Annotated in this window: 20 protein-coding genes and 1 pseudogene; 8 read left to right on the top strand and 13 right to left on the bottom strand. The window is 64.9% G+C overall.

Going from position 1 to position 19,356, the window contains the following annotated elements:
* The first annotated feature begins 29 nt into the window (after window positions 1–29).
* From OG306_RS33505 to OG306_RS33480, 6 genes are all read left to right on the top strand, one after another.
* Window positions 30–3,284 (top strand): non-ribosomal peptide synthetase, encoded by a 3,255-nt coding sequence (locus OG306_RS33505; RefSeq protein WP_371666034.1) that lies wholly within the window; start codon window positions 30–32, stop codon window positions 3,282–3,284.
* 23 nt (window positions 3,285–3,307) lie between these two features.
* Window positions 3,308–4,312: a TauD/TfdA family dioxygenase gene (locus OG306_RS33500; protein WP_266749928.1), complete on the top strand. Its 1,005-nt coding sequence runs from the start codon at window positions 3,308–3,310 to the stop codon at window positions 4,310–4,312.
* Complete coding sequence (gene sbnB / locus OG306_RS33495) at window positions 4,309–5,379, top strand: 2,3-diaminopropionate biosynthesis protein SbnB (RefSeq protein WP_266749927.1); 1,071 nt, start codon at window positions 4,309–4,311, stop codon at window positions 5,377–5,379. Before OG306_RS33500 ends, sbnB begins: the two co-directional genes overlap by 4 nt.
* 213 nt (window positions 5,380–5,592) lie before the next feature.
* Window positions 5,593–6,666, top strand: coding sequence for a 2,3-diaminopropionate biosynthesis protein SbnA (gene sbnA / locus OG306_RS33490; protein WP_266749925.1), 1,074 nt, complete (start codon window positions 5,593–5,595; stop codon window positions 6,664–6,666).
* A gap of 477 nt (window positions 6,667–7,143) precedes the next feature.
* Window positions 7,144–7,602 carry a CBS domain-containing protein gene (locus OG306_RS33485; RefSeq protein ID WP_266752574.1) on the top strand — a complete coding sequence of 153 codons (459 nt, stop codon included), beginning with the start codon at window positions 7,144–7,146 and terminating at the stop codon, window positions 7,600–7,602.
* Window positions 7,603–7,796: 194 nt separating this feature from the next.
* Window positions 7,797–8,585 carry a GOLPH3/VPS74 family protein gene (locus OG306_RS33480; RefSeq protein ID WP_371666033.1) on the top strand — a complete coding sequence of 263 codons (789 nt, stop codon included), beginning with the start codon at window positions 7,797–7,799 and terminating at the stop codon, window positions 8,583–8,585.
* 146 nt (window positions 8,586–8,731) lie between these two features.
* Here the strand turns inward: OG306_RS33480 and OG306_RS33475 are convergent, their stop codons facing one another.
* Window positions 8,732–9,256, bottom strand: coding sequence for an O-acetyl-ADP-ribose deacetylase (locus tag OG306_RS33475; protein WP_266904875.1), 525 nt, complete (start codon window positions 9,254–9,256; stop codon window positions 8,732–8,734).
* A gap of 105 nt (window positions 9,257–9,361) precedes the next feature.
* Window positions 9,362–10,777 carry a phytoene desaturase family protein gene (locus OG306_RS33470; RefSeq protein ID WP_266749920.1) on the bottom strand — a complete coding sequence of 472 codons (1,416 nt, stop codon included), beginning with the start codon at window positions 10,775–10,777 and terminating at the stop codon, window positions 9,362–9,364.
* Window positions 10,778–10,933: 156 nt separating this feature from the next.
* Here OG306_RS33470 and OG306_RS33465 point away from each other — a divergent pair, with 156 nt between their 5' ends.
* Entirely contained in the window at window positions 10,934–11,737 is an 804-nt protein-coding gene (locus OG306_RS33465) for a nucleotidyltransferase domain-containing protein (protein WP_266752572.1), read from the top strand.
* Between the two features lie 56 nt (window positions 11,738–11,793).
* Here OG306_RS33465 and OG306_RS33460 read toward each other — a convergent pair.
* A pseudogene (locus OG306_RS33460) lies at window positions 11,794–11,982 on the bottom strand (inositol monophosphatase family protein); the annotation flags it as partial.
* 72 nt (window positions 11,983–12,054) lie between these two features.
* On the opposite strand from OG306_RS33460, the gene OG306_RS33455 reads away from it, so the two are divergent.
* Window positions 12,055–13,551, top strand: coding sequence for a recombinase family protein (locus tag OG306_RS33455; RefSeq protein ID WP_371666032.1), 1,497 nt, complete (start codon window positions 12,055–12,057; stop codon window positions 13,549–13,551).
* A gap of 342 nt (window positions 13,552–13,893) precedes the next feature.
* Here OG306_RS33455 and OG306_RS33450 read toward each other — a convergent pair whose 3' ends face one another.
* The 10 genes from OG306_RS33450 to OG306_RS33405 form a co-directional block, all read right to left on the bottom strand.
* Window positions 13,894–14,094, bottom strand: coding sequence for a hypothetical protein (locus tag OG306_RS33450; RefSeq protein ID WP_371666031.1), 201 nt, complete (start codon window positions 14,092–14,094; stop codon window positions 13,894–13,896).
* A complete protein-coding gene (locus tag OG306_RS33445) occupies window positions 14,094–14,270 on the bottom strand; it encodes a hypothetical protein (RefSeq protein ID WP_371666030.1) in 177 nt (58 codons plus the stop codon). The genes OG306_RS33450 and OG306_RS33445 overlap by 1 nt, the downstream gene beginning before the upstream one ends.
* The gene (locus OG306_RS33440; RefSeq protein WP_371666029.1) at window positions 14,260–14,451 is read right to left on the bottom strand and encodes a hypothetical protein; all 192 of its coding nucleotides are present in this window, start codon (window positions 14,449–14,451) and stop codon (window positions 14,260–14,262) included. Before OG306_RS33440 ends, OG306_RS33445 begins: the two co-directional genes overlap by 11 nt.
* Window positions 14,451–14,816, bottom strand: a complete 366-nt coding sequence (locus OG306_RS33435; RefSeq protein ID WP_371666028.1) for a DUF2493 domain-containing protein — start codon at window positions 14,814–14,816, stop codon at window positions 14,451–14,453. The genes OG306_RS33440 and OG306_RS33435 overlap by 1 nt, the downstream gene beginning before the upstream one ends.
* On the bottom strand, window positions 14,816–15,223 hold the full coding sequence (locus tag OG306_RS33430; RefSeq protein ID WP_371666027.1) for a deoxycytidylate deaminase: 408 nt from the start codon (window positions 15,221–15,223) through the stop codon (window positions 14,816–14,818). Before OG306_RS33430 ends, OG306_RS33435 begins: the two co-directional genes overlap by 1 nt.
* Window positions 15,220–15,366: a hypothetical protein gene (locus OG306_RS33425; RefSeq protein WP_371666026.1), complete on the bottom strand. Its 147-nt coding sequence runs from the start codon at window positions 15,364–15,366 to the stop codon at window positions 15,220–15,222. The genes OG306_RS33430 and OG306_RS33425 overlap by 4 nt, the downstream gene beginning before the upstream one ends.
* 351 nt (window positions 15,367–15,717) lie before the next feature.
* Entirely contained in the window at window positions 15,718–15,960 is a 243-nt protein-coding gene (locus OG306_RS33420) for a hypothetical protein (RefSeq protein WP_371666025.1), read from the bottom strand.
* 8 nt (window positions 15,961–15,968) lie between these two features.
* Complete coding sequence (locus OG306_RS33415; RefSeq protein WP_371666024.1) at window positions 15,969–18,008, bottom strand: DNA polymerase; 2,040 nt, start codon at window positions 18,006–18,008, stop codon at window positions 15,969–15,971.
* A 263-nt stretch (window positions 18,009–18,271) separates the two neighbouring features.
* Window positions 18,272–18,979 carry an FAD-dependent thymidylate synthase gene (gene thyX, locus OG306_RS33410; protein WP_371666023.1) on the bottom strand — a complete coding sequence of 236 codons (708 nt, stop codon included), beginning with the start codon at window positions 18,977–18,979 and terminating at the stop codon, window positions 18,272–18,274.
* The gene (locus tag OG306_RS33405; protein ID WP_371666022.1) at window positions 18,979–19,149 is read right to left on the bottom strand and encodes a hypothetical protein; all 171 of its coding nucleotides are present in this window, start codon (window positions 19,147–19,149) and stop codon (window positions 18,979–18,981) included. The genes thyX and OG306_RS33405 overlap by 1 nt, the downstream gene beginning before the upstream one ends.
* Window positions 19,150–19,356 lie beyond the last annotated feature (207 nt).

Here is a 19,356-nt window from a genome sequence, read left to right as displayed (position 1 = left end):
GACGAAGGCGAATGGAGAGGGACGACCAGATGGGAATGCAAGCGCAGGCCGACCGGGAGTTCTGGCGCGCTGTGCTCGTCGCCGGTGGATTCACCGAAATCCCGCGGTGGACGCTCAATCCGGTGAAGGGCGTCGGTCAACACGAGGCGCCGATCCCGGACGACGTCGTGGCGGCGTTGGACCGGCTGGCCAAGGACCTGGCAGTGCCGCTCGACTCGGTGCTGCTGGCGGCGCACGCCAAGGTACTCGCCGCGCTGTCCGGCGAGCGCGAGATCGTGACCGGTTACGTCACCGTGGAGGGCGGCCGGCCGCTGCCCTGCCGACTGACGACCGAGCCCGACTCGTGGCGGACGCTGCTGCTGGACACCCATCGGGTCGCGTCGGATCTGCTGTCGCGCAAGGACTTCCCGGTGGATGAGCTCAGGTGCGAACTGGGCTTGGCCGAACCGTCGATCGAGGCCGTGTTCGATCCGCACGGTGTGGGCGGCGAAGTCGCCGGTGACACCATGCTGTGGGTGGGATTTTCGCAACGCGACGGCCACCTCGTGCTGCGGCTGCGGTATCGGACCGACGCGCTCGACGAGGACTGCGCAGTCAGGATCGCCGGATACCACCTCACCGCGCTCGCGCTGATCGTCGCCGATCCGGACGCCGGACACGGGCGCCAGAGCCTGCTCGCAGCCGAGGAACTCCACTTCCAGCTCGAAGAGCTCGCCGGTCCACGCCGGGAACTGCCGGACCACCGGTTCCACGATCTGTTCGAGCAGCGGGTGGCGGCACACCCGGACGCCGTCGCCGCGGTGCACGGGGAGCAGCAACTGACGTATCGAGAACTCAACGCGCGCGCCAACCGGGTGGGACGAGCCCTGCTGGCGCGGGGGCTGCACCCCGAGGGTGTCGTCGCGGTGGTGACCGAACGCAACCTGGACTGGATGGCCGCCGTCCTCGCGGTCTTCAAGGCCGGCGGCGTGTACCTGCCCATCGAGCCGCATTTCCCGGCCGAGCGCCTCGCGACCATGCTCTCCCGTGCCGCATGCGGGCTCGTGCTGACCGAACCCGGCAGCACCGCCACGCTCGACCAGGCCCTCGACTCGCTGTCCGGGGTCCGGAAGCTCTTCGTCGGCGCAGCCTACGAGGAAGACCACGCCGACGATGATCTGGGTCTCCACGTCGCACCGGACCAGCTCGCCTACATCTACTTCACCTCCGGCTCCACAGGTGAGCCCAAGGGCGCGATGTGCGAGCACGCGGGCATGCTGAACCACCTCTACGCCAAGATCGACGACCTGGAGATCGGCGAGGGACAGGTGGTCGCCCAGACCGCACCCCAGTGCTTCGACATCTCGCTGTGGCAACTGGTGTCCGGGCTCCTGGTCGGGGGGCGGACTCTGCTGGTGGAGCAGGAGGTGATCCTGAACGTCCAGCGGTTCGTCGACAAGATCGTCGGCGGCCGGGTCGCCGTCCTCCAGGTCGTACCCTCCTACTTGGACGTGGTCGTGTCCTGGCTGAAGCAGCACCCCCGCGAACTGCCGGACCTGCGGTGCGTGTCGGTCACCGGCGAGGCGCTGAAGAAGGAGCTCGTGCAGCGCTGGTTCGCCGCCCAGCCCGGTATCAAGCTGGTCAACGCCTACGGGCTGACCGAGACCTCGGACGACACCAACCACGAGGTCATGGACCGCGTGCCCGACGGGGACCGGGTCCTGCTGGGTCCCGCGGTCAACAACGTGCACGTCTACGTCGTCGACGAGCACCTGACCCCGGTGCCGCTCGGCGCCCCCGGACTGATCGTCTTCTCCGGCGTCTGCGTCGGCCGCGGATACGTCAACGACCCCGAGCGCACCCGGCAGGCCTACCTGGCCGATCCGCACCATGAGGGCGCCCGGCTCTACCGGGGCGGCGACTACGGCCGCTGGACGCCCGAGGGCAAGCTGGAGTTCCTCGGCCGCCGCGATACCCAGGTGAAGATCCGTGGCTTCCGGATCGAGATCGGCGAGATCGAGAACACCCTGTTGCAGGTGCCCGGTGTTCGTGACGGTGCGGTCGTGGTCGCCGAACGAGCCGACCTCAGCAAGCGCCTGGTGGCCTTCTACTCCGGTCGGCGGCCGCTCGAGATCGACGTCCTGCTGGACCGGCTCGGTGGGTCGCTGCCCCCGTACATGGTCCCGTCGGCCTTCCACTGGCGGGAGGCTCTGCCACTGACGGCCAACAGCAAGATCGACAGAAGGACACTGCAGGCACTCGCCGGGGAACTCGACGTCGTCCGGGACGACTACCGCGCGCCGGATACGCCGACGGAACAGCAGCTGGCGGCCGCATGGGCGAAGGTGCTCGGCATCCCGCAGAACCAGATCGGACGGCGGGACCACTTCTTCGACCGGGGCGGCACGTCGCTGTCGGCAGTGAAGCTGGCCATCGTCCTGGACCGTGCGGTGTCCCTCAAGGACGTCACCCGTCACCCGGTCCTCGCCGATCTGGCCGGGCTGGTCGACGGCAGGTCCGAGCCGCATGCCGGGCTGCTTCAGCCGCTGTCGGAATCGGTCGGTGCGCAGACGACAGCCCTGGTGTGCTTCCCCTACGCCGGTGGCAACGCGGTGAACTTCCAGCCGATGGCCAGGGCGCTGCCGGAAGGTGGACCGGCGGTCTACGCCGTCGAGCTGCCCGGTCACGACGTGGGCACCGAGGGCGAGCCGCTCGCGCCGATGACACAGGTGGTCGAGCAGGTCGTCGACGAGATCACCGGACGTGGCCTGACCAGGGTCCTGCTGTGGGGCCACTCCTCGGGCACCGCGTTGGCCGTGGAGACGGCCAGAAAGCTGCAGGAGCGCGGGGTGGACGTCCAACGGGTGTTCCTCGGCGCGCAACTGCTCGGTGACGCCGACGCCCGGCGCGCCACCATCACCGAGCTGACCGGGCGGAGCAACGCCGAGATCGCCGCGAACCTGAGCACGGACGGCAGCTACACCGCGCTCGGTGAGCTGGGTGCGCAGCACGCCGAGCACGTCGGCGCCGCCTACCGGCACGACTGCGTGTCCGCACACGACTACTTCGCCGACGCCCTGGAGCGCCCGCCTGCGCAGAGGCTCTCCGCGCCGGTCACCGTGGTCGTTGCCGCGGACGACCCGAGCACGGCGGAGTACCCGCGCCGGTACCGCGACTGGCAGCTTCTGGCCGGGCAGGTCGACCTGCACGAGCTCGCCGACGGCGGCCACTACTTCCTGCGTACCCGTCCGGCCGAGGCGGCAAAGGCCGTGCTGCACGCCGCCGAATTGTTCGCTTCTTCCTGAGTGTCAACTGAAAGGAGATAGAAATGTCGTTCACATCCACGGCGTCGCTGGTCGACGTGGAACTGGAATCCGGCAGACCCCCACGGCTGCGAGTCGAGGCCACCGGCTCCGCGCCGACCTGGGCGGCCGAGCACCGGGACACGCTGCGCGCGGTCGTCGCCGAGCACGGTTCGGTCCTGGTCCGCGGCCTCGGCCTGCGTGACGCGGCCGAGACCGGAGCCGTCTTCTCAGAGCTGGCCACCGGTCTGATGACCGAGCAGGAGGCCTTCGCGCCCCGGCAGACCTACTCCGACGGGGTGTACTCCTCGACGAAGTGGCCGCCGAACCAGCCGATGTGCATGCACCACGAACTGAGCTACACCCTTGAGTTCCCCGGCCTGATGATGTTCGCCTGTCTCAGCGCGCCCACCGACGGCGGGGCGACCGCGGTGGCCGACTCACCGACCGTGCTCGACGCGCTCCCCACCGAGTTGACCGAACGGTTCGAACGCGAGGGCTGGCTGCTCACCCGCAGCTACAACGACGAGATCGGCGCGTCCGTCGCCGAGGCCTTCGGCACCGAGGACCGGGTCGCCGTCGAGCGCTACTGCCGCGCCAACGCGATCACGTTCGAGTGGCAGCCCGACGGTGGACTGCGCACCAGACAGCGCCGCAGCGCCGTGGTGCGCCACCCGGTCACCGGCCGACGCTGTTGGTTCAACCAGATCGCGTTCCTCAACGAGTGGACGATGGCCCCCGAGGTGCACGAGTACCTGGTGGACGTCTACGGCGCCGACGGGCTGCCGTTCAACACCCGCTTCGGCAACGGCGACCCGATCGGCGAGGACGTCGTGCAGCTGCTCAACAGCGTCTACGAGGCGAACACCGTACGCGAACCGTGGCAGGCCGGCGACCTGATGCTCGTCGACAACGTCCGCACCGCGCACAGCAGGGAGCCCTTCGAGGGACCGCGCGAGGTGCTCGTCGCCATGGCCGAACCGGTGCGTCTGGCCGACTGCTCGCCGACCGTAGAGGTGACCGCGCAATGACCGTCGTCGATTCCACCGCGAGAGAGTCCGCAAGAGTCGCACCGGTCACCGTGCCACCGTTCGCGGTGATCTCCGGTGCCCAGGTCCGGCGCACGCTGCACGGATGCGAGAAGCGGATCACGGAGTTGGTCGAGGCCACCTACCGGGCGCACGGCGCCGGTGATTCGGTGAACCCGCCGTCGTACTTCCTGCGGTTCCCCGACCGCCCGTCCTCCCGGATCATCGCGCTGCCCGCATCGATCGGCGGGGAGACACGGGTGGACGGCCTGAAGTGGATCTCCAGCTTCCCGAAGAACGTGACGGCCGGCATCCCAAGGGCATCGGCCGTGCTGATCCTCAACGACCATGACACCGGCTACCCGTTCGCCTGTCTGGAGAGTTCGATCATCAGCGCCACCCGGACGGCCGCGTCGGCGGCGTCGGCGGCCGACTGGCTCAGCCGCGACCGGCCGCGACCGGCGCGCGTCGGGTTCTTCGGGGTGGGCTTGATCGCCCGCTACATCCACACCTTCCTGGTCAACACCGGCTGGTCGTTCGACGAGATCGGCGTGCACGACCTGTCCGCCGACAGCGCGGCAGGCTTCCGGTGCTACCTGGAGCAGTCGGACACCACCGGACGAATCACCGTGCACGACAGCGCCGAGCAGTTGATCCGAAACAGCGACCTGGTCGTCTTCGCCACGGTCGCCGGTCAACCGCACGTCAGTGACCTGTCATGGTTCGCACACAATCCGCTGGTGCTGCATGTGTCGCTGCGCGACCTCGCGCCGGAGATCCTGCTCGCCTCGACCAACATCGTCGATGACGTCGAGCACTGTCTCAAGGCCGACACGTCGCCGCACCTGGCCGAGCAGCTCACGGGCAACCGGGACTTCCTGCACGGCACGTTGGACGACGTGATGGCCGGGCGGGTGACGGTGCCGACGGACCGGCCAGTGGTGTTCTCGCCCTTCGGCCTCGGGGTGCTCGACCTCGCGGTGGGCAAGTACGTGTACACCGAAGTGGCCCGCTCCGGAGAGTTGCACGTCGTCGACGACTTCTTCCACGAACTGAGCCGGTACGGATGAGCCGGCCGAGAGCCGAGAAGGCTCCTTCAGGACTGATCCCAGGAGAGACCACCGGTCACGTCGCAGCATGTCCTGACGCACGAGACAGCGGCCGGTGACGCAGGGCCCCGATCCGACCGGTGGGACGCGGGGTCTCGCCCGCACAAGCGAGGAGCCCGCACACGGCCGGATGGACGTTCCGGAAGTGCTCTGCTCCAGACAGAGGAGAACATCGTGCCTGTCATTTCCGCTCCCTACGCCTTCAACGTAGAGGATCTCTATGTCGACCTCCGGTCGTTCCTCGGGCACTCGCTCTTCCTGAAGTGCGAGGGCTTCAACTTCGCCGGCTCGATCAAGTTGAAGGCCGCGACCGAGATGGTGGAGGCCGCTGAGCGGGATGGAATTCTGACTCCGGAATCGATCCTGGTCGAGTCCTCGTCCGGAAACCTCGGCGTGGCGCTGAGCGTGGTCGCGGCGAGCAAGGGCTACCGGTTCCTGTGTGTGACGGACTCCCGCGGCAATCTGTCGAACAGAATGATGATGGAGGCATTGGGCAGCCAGGTGCACGTGATCGCCGAACAGGGGGCCGACGGCGGCTTTCTCGGCGCGCGGCTCGAGTACGTCCGCGCGCTGTGCGCCTCCGACGAGCGGTATGTGTGGCTCAGCCAGTACACCAATCCGAACAACTGGAAGGCCCACTACCGAACGACCGCGCCGGAGATCGCCCGTCAGTTCCCGCGGCTGGACGTGCTGTTCGTCGGAGCCGGCACCACCGGGACCCTGATGGGCTGTGCGCGCTACTTCCGGGGATGGCACCGGCCGGTGCGGATCATCGCGGTGGACAGCGTCGGCTCGGTGTCCTTCGGCGGTTCGCCGGGCCGCCGGATGATTCCCGGTCTGGGCATGAGCATGCGCCCGCCGCTGCTCGACGAGTCCTATGTCGACGAGGTCATTCGGGTCGAGGAGGCGGACACCATACGCGCCTGCCATCGCCTGGCCAGTCGCGGATTCCTGTTCGGCGGCTCCACCGGCACGGTGATCAGCGGAGCAACGGACTGGTTGGCCCGGCATGACGCGCGCGAACTCACCGCAGTGGCCATCAGCCCGGACCCCGGCGAGCGCTACCTCGACACGATCTACCAGACCAACTGGCTGCAGGATCTCTACGGCGAGGACGTGCTCGACTCCGTCAAGGAGGCCGCCGATTCCTGGGCAACCGCCCCCTCGCCGGCGACACCGTGCGGCAGGCTGCCGGACCTCGCGGACCGGCAGCCGCAATGGCAACCCGCACCGGCTCCTGGGGCGTAAGCCCCGGGAGCCCCGTCCGAGGAGGCGACAGCACCGACAAGGCCCTCACCACGGTCGAGTGGTACGACAACTCACCGCATCAGAGCCAGGGCCTGCGGTTTCATCGCAACAGCAACGCAGAAGTGAGCACGGGCGTACCGTCCGGCCGCCGCTCGCAGCGTCGGCCTGCCCGGTGACCATCACGGGAGCCATCTCGGAGCACGCATCCCGCGTGCTTCCCGGCCCACCTGCTCGACGCGGCGACAGGAGGAACCGGCTCGCGGCGGCCCGGCCACACCCGGACCGTCTCCCGCCGTGGCGCCGGTCATGCCCCGTGCCGGCCCGCTTCCCGATGTCCGCCTCGGCCGCCCGGGTCCGATCCGGCCGGGCGCGACGCTCGGGATCCCTGTATCGCCGACGCTTCCGAGAAGCGGTGTTGAGCCATTCGTGTTGTGATCGATGACGCAGGAGGCAACGCTGTCGGAACGGGAGGAAATCATGACTGAGAAGCTGCGAGCGCGAGACATCATGTCCGCTGGCGTGCAGTGCGTCGGTGCACACCAGTCGCTGTTCGACGTGGCGAAGATGATGCGCGATCTGAACGTCGGTTGCCTGCCCATCTGCGGCGACAACAACAAGCTCACAGGCTTGATCACCGACCGTGACATCGTCGTCAAGTGCTGTGCCGAGGGCATCGACCCGGCAACCGTGCAGGCCGGATCGCTCAAGGCAAAGGTGCACTGGATCGATGCCGAAGCGGACGCCGGCGATGTCCTGACGACCATGGAGGAGCACCAGATCAAGCGGCTGCCGGTGATCGACGTCCAGGGCGGCCACCGTCTGGTCGGCATGATCACGGAGGCGAATCTTGCGAAGAATCTGAGCGACGAACAGATCGCCGAGTTCGCGAGCCGCGTATACGCGAGTGCCGGGGTGTCCGGCCGTTCGGCGGACTGAGACGTCTCGCCGGACCCGGAGGAGCCCGGAGGGGCTCGACCTCCCAGAAATGGGCGCTCCACTACAGCCGGCACGCTGGGAATCCTTGCCGTGCCCGGGCTTGGAGACCGCAGGGTGAGGCCGGTTGCGGAAGCCGGCGCGGTGGGTCCGCGGAGTTCTCCCCTCCGCGGACGGCCGCGCCTACCCTGGCACGTATGACGACGGGGGATGAGCTGCTCCTGCTCGCGATAGTGCCGGGCAGGCGGCGCATACGGATACGGGGCGAGGACCGGCTCGGGTTCGCCCTGCGGGCCTCGGAGTTGGCGGATCTGGGCCTGGCCGGACGGATCGCCGTCGGCCGTCGGCGGATCGAGGTGGTGGACTCCCGGCCCGTCGAGGACCGCCGCCTGAGCAATGTCCTGCACACACTCGGCGCGGCTGCTCCCCCGCCCGGCATCGAGGACTGGCTGCGCCGGACACCGCGCTCCCTGACCGTCGAGTACCTCTCCCGGCTGCAGGACCAGAAAGCGGTCCGGGTCCGTCGGTGGCGCGACTCCAGCGGCAGTACCCGCCACGACATTCTCTCCGTGGACCTGCCGCGGCGCCGGGCGCTGCTGACCCGCCTCGACAGCGTGGTCCGCTCCGGGTCCGCAAGGTCCACCGCCGACCGCGACCTCACTCTCGCCGTGCTCGTCCAGGCCGCGCGCCTCGCCCCTGCGGCCTATCCAGGACTGCGTGGCATCACCGACCGCCGCCGTATGGCCGCCCTCGCCGCAACCGACCGTCTCGCCCCCGCAACCGCCGGAGCGGCCCCGGTCGCCGACGAGGAACTCGCCGCGGCACTGACCACCGGCGCCGACGTCCTCACCCGCCAACTCCTCGGCGAGCTCAGTGACCTCTACGCCGACCTCACCACCGGCGGCCACGGCCTCGGCCACGGCCTGGACGCGGGCAGCTGGTCCGAGGGCGGCGCAGGCGGCACCGGTCACCACGGCGGCTGGTGACACCGACAGCCGGGAGTCGCACGGCCGTTGACCGAGGCCGGAGGCCCATCGCACCGCGGCGGTCGGATACGCCCAGGGCGCCGGTGCACCGGCTACCTCGGGTTCGGGGACTCGGGCCGAGCAATTGCTTCAGCTGCGTATACACGTCAGCCGGCCTGCGCGACGAACGCCTCGTAGGTCCGGTCGTCGAAGAGGACGAACCTGACTTCCTCGACGGCTGTGTGAGCCGCCCGCACCGCCGCCACGGCGATACGCGCGGCATCCTCCAGCGGCCACCCGTACGCACCGGCCGAAATGGCCGGGAAGGCGACGGTCTTCGCACCGAGCTCGTCGGCGACGCGCAGGGACTCGATGTAGCAGGACGCCAGCAGGGACGGATCACTGCCGGAAGTCCCGTACACCGGGCCCACGGTGTGGACCACCCATCGGGCGTCGAGCCTTCCGGCGGTCGTGGCGACGGCCTGGCCGGTGCGCAGGCCCTTTCCGTACTGCGAGGCGCGCAGCTCCCGGCAGGCGGCGAGGATCTCCGGGCCGCCGCGCCGGTGGATCGCTCCGTCGACCCCGCCGCCGCCGAGCAGCGAGGAGTTCGCCGCGTTGACGATGACATCGGCGGACTGCTGGGTGATGTCTCCGCGTACCAGGGTGACGGTGACGGACTCGGGTGTGCGCATGCGGCCCATGATGCCGTGTCACCGTCGGCGGGACTGCCCGTGGCACCCCGGAGGCGCCGTGGGGCTTTGGGCCGTGCCCTGCGCGCTCCCGACGAGCCGCGCCGCTCAGGCCGCCCGCAGCCGCCGCCAGACCGCCTTCGCCGCGTGGTGGCCGGACATGCCGTGCACGCCAGGTCCGGGCGGGGTGGCCGAGGAGCACAGGAACACCGCCGGATGCGCCGTCGCGTACGGCACGCGCGCGAGCTTGGGCCGGATCACCGTCTGGAGGCCGGAGAACGCGCCACACGCGATGTCGCCGCCGACGTAATTGGCGTTGCGCGCCGCGAGTTGGGGCGGCCCGGCGACCGCTCGGGCGAGCACCAGATCACGGAAGCCGGGCGCGAAGCGCTCCAGCTGCCGTTCGATGACGTCGGTGGCGTCGCCCTCCCAGCCCGCCGGGACGTGTCCGTACGCCCAGAAGACGTGCCGGCCCTCGGGTGCGCGCGACGGATCGATCAGGCTGGGCTGGGCGGTGATCAGGAACGGCACGCTCGGGTCGCGGCCCGCCACCGCGGCGCTCAGCGCGGCGTCGATCTCGCGAGCCGTGGGGCCGACGTGGACCGTTCCAGCCCTGCGGGCCTCCTTCGCGGTCCAGGGGACGGGGCCCGAGAGCGCGTAATCGATCTTGAAGCAGGACGCCCCGTACCGATAGCCGCGGTACGCGTGGCCCAGCCCCGCGATGCGCGCGAGGGCCGTCGGCGAGGTGTCGAAGACATAGGCGCGGGCGGGCGGGAGTTCGTCGAGGCGCTTGACCTCCGTACCGGTACGGATCGTGCCACCCTGTTCGCGTATGTACGAGGCGAGGGCGTCGGAGATGGCCTGCGATCCGCCGCGCGGCACCGGCCAGCCGTTCGCGTGCGCGGCGAGGGCGAAGAGCAGGGCGACCCCGCCGGTGCCCAGGCCGCTCACGGGCGCTATGGCATGGGCGCCGAGCCCGGCGAACAGACCGCGCGCCTTCGCACCGCGGAAGCGGCGGGAGAGCAGCGTCGCGGGCTGGAGCGCGTCGAGTCCGAAGCGCACCCAGCGGTACGGGTCGCGGGGCAGCCCGTCCCACGGGGTGCGGAGAAAGTCCTCGGCGAGGGTGTCCCAGTGGCCGATGAACGGGGCGACGAGCCTGCGGTACGCCCCGGCGTCCTCGGCACCGAGCGACATGGCGCTCTCCCCCACCGAACCGGTGAGCACGGCGGCCGATCCGTCCGGGAACGGGTGGGCGAGCGCCAGCTCGGGCTGGAGCCACTCCAGGCCGTGCCGTTCGAGCGGCATGCTGGCGAACGCGGGCGAGCCGATGCCCAGCGGGTGGACGGCGGAACAGGGGTCGTGGCGGAAGCCGGGGAGGGTGAGCTCTTCGGTACGGGCACCGCCTCCGACGGTGTCGCCCGCCTCGAAGACCTCTACGGCGAAGCCGCGGCGGGCCAGTTCGGCCGCGGCGGTCAGTCCGTTGGGCCCCGCCCCCACGATGACAGCATCAAGCATCGACGGCACCTTCGGACTCCTTCGTCAGCCGACGGCCAGGACACCCAGGATATTCCGAGGCACCGACAGTGCGGTCGCGGGTAGGTTCGCCTCCCGATGAATACACCGAACTCCCGGCCCGCGCCCGCAAGCCCCGACGCACGCGTTCCCGCCCGTATCGCGGACATGGCCTCCCGCCTCGGCGCGCTGCCCGGCATCCGGGCCGTCGTCCTGGGCGGCAGCCGGGCCCGTGGCACCCACCGCCCGGACTCCGACTGGGATCTGGGCCTGTACTACCGGGGTACCCCCGACCTGGCCGCGCTGACCGCGCTGGCGTCCGAAGTACAGGGCTCTCCGGCCGAGGTCGCGGGTCCCGGCGGCTGGGGTCCGTGGGTCGACGGCGGGGCGTGGCTGCGGGTGGACGGCGTCCCGGTGGACTGGATCCTGCGCGATCTGGACCGGGTCGAGGCGGTCTGGGCGGACTGCCGCGAGGGACGCTACGAAGTGGGCATGCAGCCGGGACATCCGCTCGGGTTCTGGTCGCCCGCGTATCCCGGAGAGGTCGCGCTCGGCCGCGTACTCGCTGATCCCCGAGGCGAGTTGACTGCGCTTCAGCGGGAAACTCGTACCTATCCGGAGCCGCTGCGCACCGCGCTCGTCGAAGCCGCGTGGGAAGCCGGCTTCTCGGTGGACGCCGCCCGCAAGTCGGCCCCCACCGGTGACACGCTCCATGTCGCCCTGTGCCTGTCGCGGGCGTTCGGCATCCTCGCGCAGTCCCTCCACGCCCACCACCGCACCTGGTGCCTCAACGAGAAGGGTGCGTCGGCCGCGGCGGCCACCCTGCCGGACACGCCGGTGGGCTTCGCCGGACGGATCGACTCGGCGCTGCGAGGGCTGGACGCGGCGGCGGTGGAGCGGGCCGCTGAGCTGGTACGGGACGTACGGTCGGCGCTCGCTGCGGGCGTCGCGGAGAGCGGGGGCCGACTGTGATCGCCCGACTGCAGTGCGTGTTCGGGCGTGGCAGCGGCGCGGCGTGAGCGGGGCGGTCAGGCGCCGTCGCGCAGTGCCTGAAGGACGCGTTCGGCGGTCGCCTCGTCGCGGGCCGCCGTGAACGGCAGGGCGTTGCCGCCGGTGATGCGGAACGGGGCGCCGGAGAGCGTGGCCTGCGTGCCGCCCGCCTCGGTGACCAGGAGCAGCCCTGCCGCGTGGTCCCAGGCGTACTCCCAAGGGAACGAACGCGAGAAGCACCATCTACCTCTATGATGCCCTTAGCACGCCTCGCGTGCAACCACATCGGGAGGGAAGTCATGGGGGACACACGGCCGTTGGCCGGCTACCTGCGTATGTCAGATGCCGACCTGGCAGAGATCAAGAACCTAGTCAAGATCGGGGCCTTGACACCAGAGGAGGCCAAGGAGAGGGAGAGGAAGGGTGTCCTCAAGCAGAAGGAGGATGTGATCCAGCTTGCTGACAGGCTGCTCCCGGGTCAGCCTGTCGTCTTCTACGAGGACAACAACCTGAGCGCCTTCAAGCGTAACGTGAAGCGCAAGAAGTTTGAAGAGATGCTCAAGGACATGGGTGTGGGCTCTCTGGGAGGGGTCCTTGCCTACGACATTGACAGGCTCTTCAGGCAGCCCAAAGACCTTGAGCGGCTCATTGATCACTACGAGAAGCCCAACAGTGGACTGGTCTTCCATACCCTGTCTGGCCAGAACTTTGACCTGACCACAGGTGATGGTCGCTTCTCTGCTCGGATCATGGTCAGCGTGGCCAACAAGAGCAGTGAGGACATGTCTCGTCGCTTGAAGCGAGAGATGGAACGCATGGCTTACGCGGGCGAGATGGCCGGCGGACCGCGGCCCTTCGGCTGGGAGGATGACAGGCTGACTCTCCGTCCCAAGGAGAAGAAGGCTCTGGACGACATGGCAGAGAAGGTTCTCAAAGGGGACTCCGTGACCACGGTCATGGACTGGCTGAGGGATCAAGGCTTTGTAGGAAGGACTGGGAAGCCATTCGTCCGCTCCAGTGTCCAACGCATCCTCCTCAACCCCAGGAACGCAGGTATCAGACAGTTCCGCGGGGAGCCCCTGAAAGACGAGGAGGGCAACTACGTCAAGGGGCCATGGAAGGCCCCGTGGACCGTAGACAAGTGGCTGGCTGTCAAGAAGACCCTTGAGGGGCCAGGAGCCAACAGAACGAAGGTCGGTCCTGGGCACAACACGGTCCGTTCGATCCTCTCGGGCATCCTCCGGTGTGGTGTCTGTGGGACGCGCATGGTGGCGGCCAACTCCTCCCGGAAGTACCCGAAGTACAGGTGCGCCAAGGACGCCGGCGGATGTGGAAACATCACCATCTCCCGGAAACACTCCGAGGACGCTGTCCGCGGACTCGTCTCTGATGTCCTGATGGCTGCTACAGCTCAGAAGGAGACCGAAGAGGTCGGCCCCAAGTGGGAGAAGGCTGCTGAACTGGCAGCTCTGGAGAAGGAGTTCGCAGAGTTTCACCAGCTCTGGAAGGCAGACAAGATCAAAACAACCTCCTACATCCTCGGCAGGGAGAAGCTGGAGGGGGAGATTGATCAGCTCAGAGGAGAGAGGGCGGTAGCCCTGGCTCGCCCCACCAAGCCCCCGAGCCTTGAGGTCATCAAGGGAGGCTGGGACAAGCTTTCCATCGAGAGGCAGCGGGAAGTTATCCTCAGTGTCCTGTCCGCGGTCATGGTGTCCACAGGAAAGGGCACTGCCGGCGGGAAGGTAACCAGAGGGATCGACCACAGTCGACTGACACCGGTCTTCAAGGAGCAATAGAAATAGCCCCTCTCCCCCAGACGGGGAGAGGGGCCTTCTTCTGTCTCAGCAACTACTTCTTAATCTTCACACCAAACTGAGCAAGGGCACGGTTCAGAACAACCTCAGGAAGGGCAGGGGCTTGGCTGGAGAACTGCTTGATCCACTCCTCTTGGCTCACTTCACCTCACCTGCCCCAGTCGTTCAGAAACCCAGTGCCAACAAACACGATAGACGCTACGACCACGGTGATACCCGTGCCTACCAGAAACTCACCAACCGATCCCGTAAGGATTGCGAGGGTCAGCATTCCTATAGGGATGATGGACAGTACGGCACTACCGGCTACTTGGTTCTTGGTCATCACTCATCCACCCCTCTCTCCAGAGTCTTGCCCTCGTTCTCAGTGACCCACTTGAAGAACTCCTCAACAGCGTCTTCATCCCTGAACTTGGCCAGGCTATGAAAGACGGGACCGTTCACTGTGCAGAGCCACTTGCCCTTTCGCCCTGGCACCGCGGAGACAACCAGTTGGCGTCCAGGAAGACCCTCTTCTCTACCCATCAGCTCTCCACTGCCGTTTCCCAGCACCGAAGGAAGTAGTCAACTTCCTCGGAATAGTGGTCCAGTCCGTCTTCCTCGCCGTTCTCAATACCCTTGTGGATGTCGTAGTCCAGCTCTGACACGTACATCCGGAGAGCCGACTCCAGCCGGCTCGGGTCAAGCTCGTTAGATGTCATCTTCAATTCCCTCCTCTACGACCGAATGGGAAACAACTTTCCAACCGCGGAGGTCATCACGGTCGCAGAAGCCTCCACCAATCCAGTCTTCCGTTACCCCTAGAACCTCGTCTGCGGAGTAATAGTCCCCTTCGTAATAGACCTCAATGGTCAAGGTCAGGGTCTTCTTACTGTCAGTCATCACTGCACCACCTTCACGGGGATTCCGACCTTCTTGCACTCGTTGACACAGTTCCAGGTACCGCGGGACTCCCCGAGAGGGAAGGCCAGGCAGAGATCAGCGCCGGCCTGAGCCATCTCCCTGTTCCGGATAGGCCCAGCAGCCTTACCGTGAAGTGTCCAGTCAGCAGAGAAGACACGCTGACCAACCTTGAGGGGGTAGTACCAACTCCGAACCCATTCCTCTGCGTAATGGTCAGCTCCTGTGGGGCAGCCTCCGTGAACTACCAATAGATCCTTGTGCTCTTCATATAGGGAATCCAGCTCCCCCCAGACAGCTTCCCAATTCTTGTAATCCCGACTGCCAGTCACGATAACTGTGAACATCAGAGAATCACCTTGTGTATCCCTAGTCCGTCTTCCCAGACGACCTTTACAACGCCTGAGGCTCGAATCAACTTTGAACAGTCCTTACAGGGCTTTCGGGTCACGTAGAGCGTCGAGCCCTGGCAATCCTCCCAGGACGCGTATAGGAGAGCGTTGGCTTCTGCGTGGACCTCAATACAGTCCTCATAACCCGTCCCGGACGGGACTTCCGAGAGACACCGTGGGCATTCCCCACGGCCACAAGACGGGCCTCCTGGATATGAGCCGTTGTACCCCGTCGATCGGATTCGATGGTCCGCTCCAACGAGAACGGCTCCAACCCGGCAACGGAGGCAATCACCTCGCGCTGCCACGGCATCAGCGATGCCCAAGAAATAGAGGGTCCAGTCAAGTCGCTCATTGCTCACTGATCCTCCGTTAGGATTGCGTAAACCTGCTCGCTGAAGTCGTAGTCAGTCTCTGCTTTGGTATACGCATCTCTGATGCGGTCAATCTGAGACTGAAGCCTTTCAGCCTTGGCCTTGTAGTAGTCCTTCATCGCGTCAGTCACTGGCCATCCCCACCTTCGAATGGACGGATGTGGCACCACTCAGCGCACCCGTCCTCTTTGAACTCACTACAAAACCAGCACCGATGTTGGCACTCGTAACCATTCCGGCATTGGCACATCGTCAGATCCCCGCAGAGTCGTACCAGGTCTCTTCCTTGACGACACGGATTCGGTACCGACCTCCGTGCTTCTTGATGTCCCGACAACCGACATGATGAGCCTTGACATTCATATTGGCTCTGTCAGTCGGACTAGCTCCTTCTCGAAGAAGGAGGCGACCCTTCTCATGTCAGAAGGTTTCATTTCCTAGGTCTACGTACTGCTCGACAATCCAGAACTCAAAGTTGTCGTTCACTCGTCCTCCTCGTACACGTAGATGGTCGAGGGCTTTACCTCGTAGTCCCAGTAATCCTTGGCCATGGCTCCTGCCAACTTCCGGGACAGGCCGGCCTTACGAGCTGTCTTGTAGATCTCCGCGGAATGCATTGCTGCGACCCGAGCAAGCTCAGCTCGGTCAGCAAGTGCGTCATAGAGTTTCTCGTACTTCAGGCCCTCAGTCAGAGCCTCGAACTGGTCCTTGTAGTTCTCGTCCATCAGCGCTCCTAGTGCTTTGAGTCTTCCTTATCGAGGCATGAGCCCCATGACTGCTCACCAATCTCATAGTCCGCAGGAATGGTCAGGCCCTTGTAGGTAAACGACATGATCTGAGCTACCTGAGCTGCTATCTCTTCTGCCCTTGACTTTGGGACAGACATCACAACTTCGTCATGTACAGGGAGACGCATATAGGGTGTGAACCCTGCCTTATCCAGCTCGATCAGGGCCCGAGCCATAATGTCTCGACAGGTTCCTTGGATGCGGTAGTTCATGCCGGCGTAAGGACGCTTCTCGTCCGTGAGGATGCGCCGACCAGTGGCCGTATAGATAAAGCCGTTCTGACGAGCTTCATCCATGAACTTTTTGGACAGCACCTTGGTAGCAGGAAAGGTCTCCCAGAAGCCGTTTACCGCCCTCTTGGCATCTCCCTCTTCAATATCCCACTGAGTGGAGACAGCATTCCAGCCCCCTCCGAAGCAAACCGTGTAGTTGGTGCCCTTTCCTGCCTTACGCTTGGGATGCTTGGAGTCCTTGTCATTCGGATCCCAACCCATCATCCCGAAGGCACCAGCCGCGGTGATGTTGTGTAGGTCTTCCCCTTCGTTGTACGCCTTGAGCATTCGTCGGTCGCCCGACTCCGCGGCAAGGAACATCAACTCCATCGAAGAAAAGTCGACCGTGACAGTGACGTACTCCTCCACTACGTTGCCATGCTCATCCAAGTCAGGGTCATCAGCCAAGAAGCAGTGACGGACATAGCCGGTACCAGCCGGCAGAGTCTGAGCCGGAATAGCTCCCGTAATTGACATCCGGGATGTCCTGGCGTGCAGAGAATTGATGCTTACGTGCACCCGACCATTCTTGTCCCGGTAATTCAATGCCTTCTCGAACCAGTTAGTTCGCTTCTTAGAAGCGGACTTGTAGTCCAGGACAGCTTGAGTCAAGGGATGCTCAATGGAGGAGAGGATGGCCTCATCCATCTTGTACTGACCTTCAGGGTGCCTTTCTGTAGGGTCAGTCCTGTCTTTCAGGACAACACCGAAGCCTTCCAGAGCCTCAACCAACTGCTCATTGGAGCCAGGGGATTCCACCCCATACCCCTGGATGATCTCCAGAAGACGAGCCTCTTCCTCCTCCAGTTCCGATATACGGGCCCTGGTGTACTCCTCGTCAACGAGGTAGCCCGTCCTCTCCATCTGGTAGGTAACCCAGTGAAGCCGGTGCTCCCAGCCAATGAGGCCGTAATGCAGAGACCTCCGCGGAATCAGAGGGAAGAGGATGTTGACCAGGCGGAAAGCGAAGATTGGGTCCATGCCGGCGTAAAGGAGATAGCCCTCGTGGAAGAGAGGCACCTTGGACCAAACGTTGTCCTTGTTAACCTTCCCATGGATGCCCTCCTTCCACTCCCGGATGTACGAGAGCCCCTGAGCCTTCAAATCCTCCTTGGTGAGTCCAGGGTGATCCGAGAATCGGAACTCCAGGGTTTCCTTGTCCTTGTTCTTGGCCTTGAATCCAACAACTTGCTTCTGACGGTTCATGTCCTGGGCAATCTCGGTCATGGACTTCTTGACCTTCGCGCCCATATCAGCGTCGATGTAGTGGGGAACCAGCTCTTCGAGCTTGAGGCCGATCCCACCTTCCTTGACTGCTCTCCCATCCACGAGGTGTGCAAGGATCTTGGTGTCCCAGGTCTTCTTGATCAGGGGGAAGGGATCGACACCGAGGTCTTCTTCAACCGTGTGAATGTCAAACCCGCGGTTCTGTGCTGCCAGACGCTTAGCAGTCTCCAGAGCCCACTTGGCGGCCCTTACAAAGGGCTCTCCCAGTTCTACCGGGATAACCCATGCAGTGTCGTGGTTACCAAACTGTGCTAGCCGGCAGTGGAAGCCGTCTCCCGCGTTCCACCAGTCCAGTCCTGTCGTCTCCGTGTCGAACCCCATAAAGGGGTTGCTTAGAACGAATCCGCGGAAGGCGGGGAGGTCTTCCGGGGTCTCCACCACATTGATTGTGATGGGACCTTTGACGTTGGTACGTATGATCTTCAAGAAGACCTCCCCTGTTGAATTGACTTACCGCGTGAACTTGCAATTGATGCAGAACAGAACGAACTTGCCTGCGATCCAGGTTGATATCCAGCAGTGACCAGGACAGGTCATTGGTCTAGGAACCAATCGATAAGGGGGCCTAGGACGAAGAAGCCGAAGAGGAAAGCGATAATGCCTAGCCCAAGGACTGTCACTTCTCACTCCCGAAGTAACCCGACAGAATCCAAGAAACGAGAAAGGCAAGTCCGAGTAGGGGCAGGATCTCAAGCATTAGAACTCCCATAGGGCTCGTCAGGGATATCGGAGACAGAGTTAGGGGCGATGTCTCGGAGGTGACCAAGGACCAGGCCGGCGAAAACTTGAATCTCCTTGTCCGCGGCCACGTGGTGGCGCTTCCCAAGGACGTCCCTCCATGCCCTCAAGTTGCCCGTAACGACGAGATCCACAGGGGCAGCGTTCGGGAGAACAGCCCTGGCAGCCTCTCGGGCCTGCTTGCGCTTTAGACCGGTTGCCTCCAGCTTCCTTACAAGGCTCTCGTAATCACCAAGGCAATTGTTGTACACCTGCTGAATATGGCTTTCAGCGCTGGTTCCCTCTGCTGCTGGAGGAATGACAGGCTCGGTTTCCGAGTAGTCAACGTAGCGCTGGGAAACCACGGAGAAGGAGAGATGGCGATGACGAGTCAGCTCAGCCAGAAGAGCCCGAGAGACACCGCGGACAAGGAACGAGACCGAGGAATGCTCCAGGACACTGAAGTGTCCCTGGTCGATGATGTTCTTCAGGTAGTCAGCGTTGGCAGCCGTCTTGGGGTTCGGTCGGTTGAAGCTGCGATAGCACAACCTTCCCGAGAAAGCCGCAAGAGCATCTGCGTCCTCCACGTTCTCAAACTCATCGGCGTTACGGCCGTAGCCATATGCCAGTTCAGGGATGTCATCCCACATGGATGTGGTGGCCAGAACGTCAACGTTCATCAGTAGTACAGCTCCCCAAGCTTGTCGGTGTAGGACTGAAGCATGTATTCGGAAACTTCCTGAGAGAAGACGGGTTTGTTCCTCATCTCCACCAGGATGGAAAGGCGTAGATCCGAAAGGGACATGTCATCGATGCTTGCCTTCAGAAGAGCAAGCTGAGTGAGTTCCACAAGGGCCCCTAATACCAGTTGTGGTTCTGCGAGTGAAGCCAGGCGTTACAGATGCCGCCATAGCTGGAGTCCACGTAGGACTTCATCCACCGAAGCTGAGTAGCCGGGTTGGTCCTCCAGTCCGCTCCAGCTGACGCCATCTTGGAGCCAGGCAGGGACTGGGGAAGCCCGTACGCACCTGAACTCGGGTTGGTCGCCTGGGCGTTC

Origin of the sequence: Streptomyces sp. NBC_01241, from assembly GCF_041435435.1 — a bacterium.
Lineage (GTDB): Bacteria > Actinomycetota > Actinomycetes > Streptomycetales > Streptomycetaceae > Streptomyces.
The sequence above is the reverse complement of the archived record's forward strand: the minus strand, read 5'-3'. Positions and strand labels throughout refer to the sequence as shown.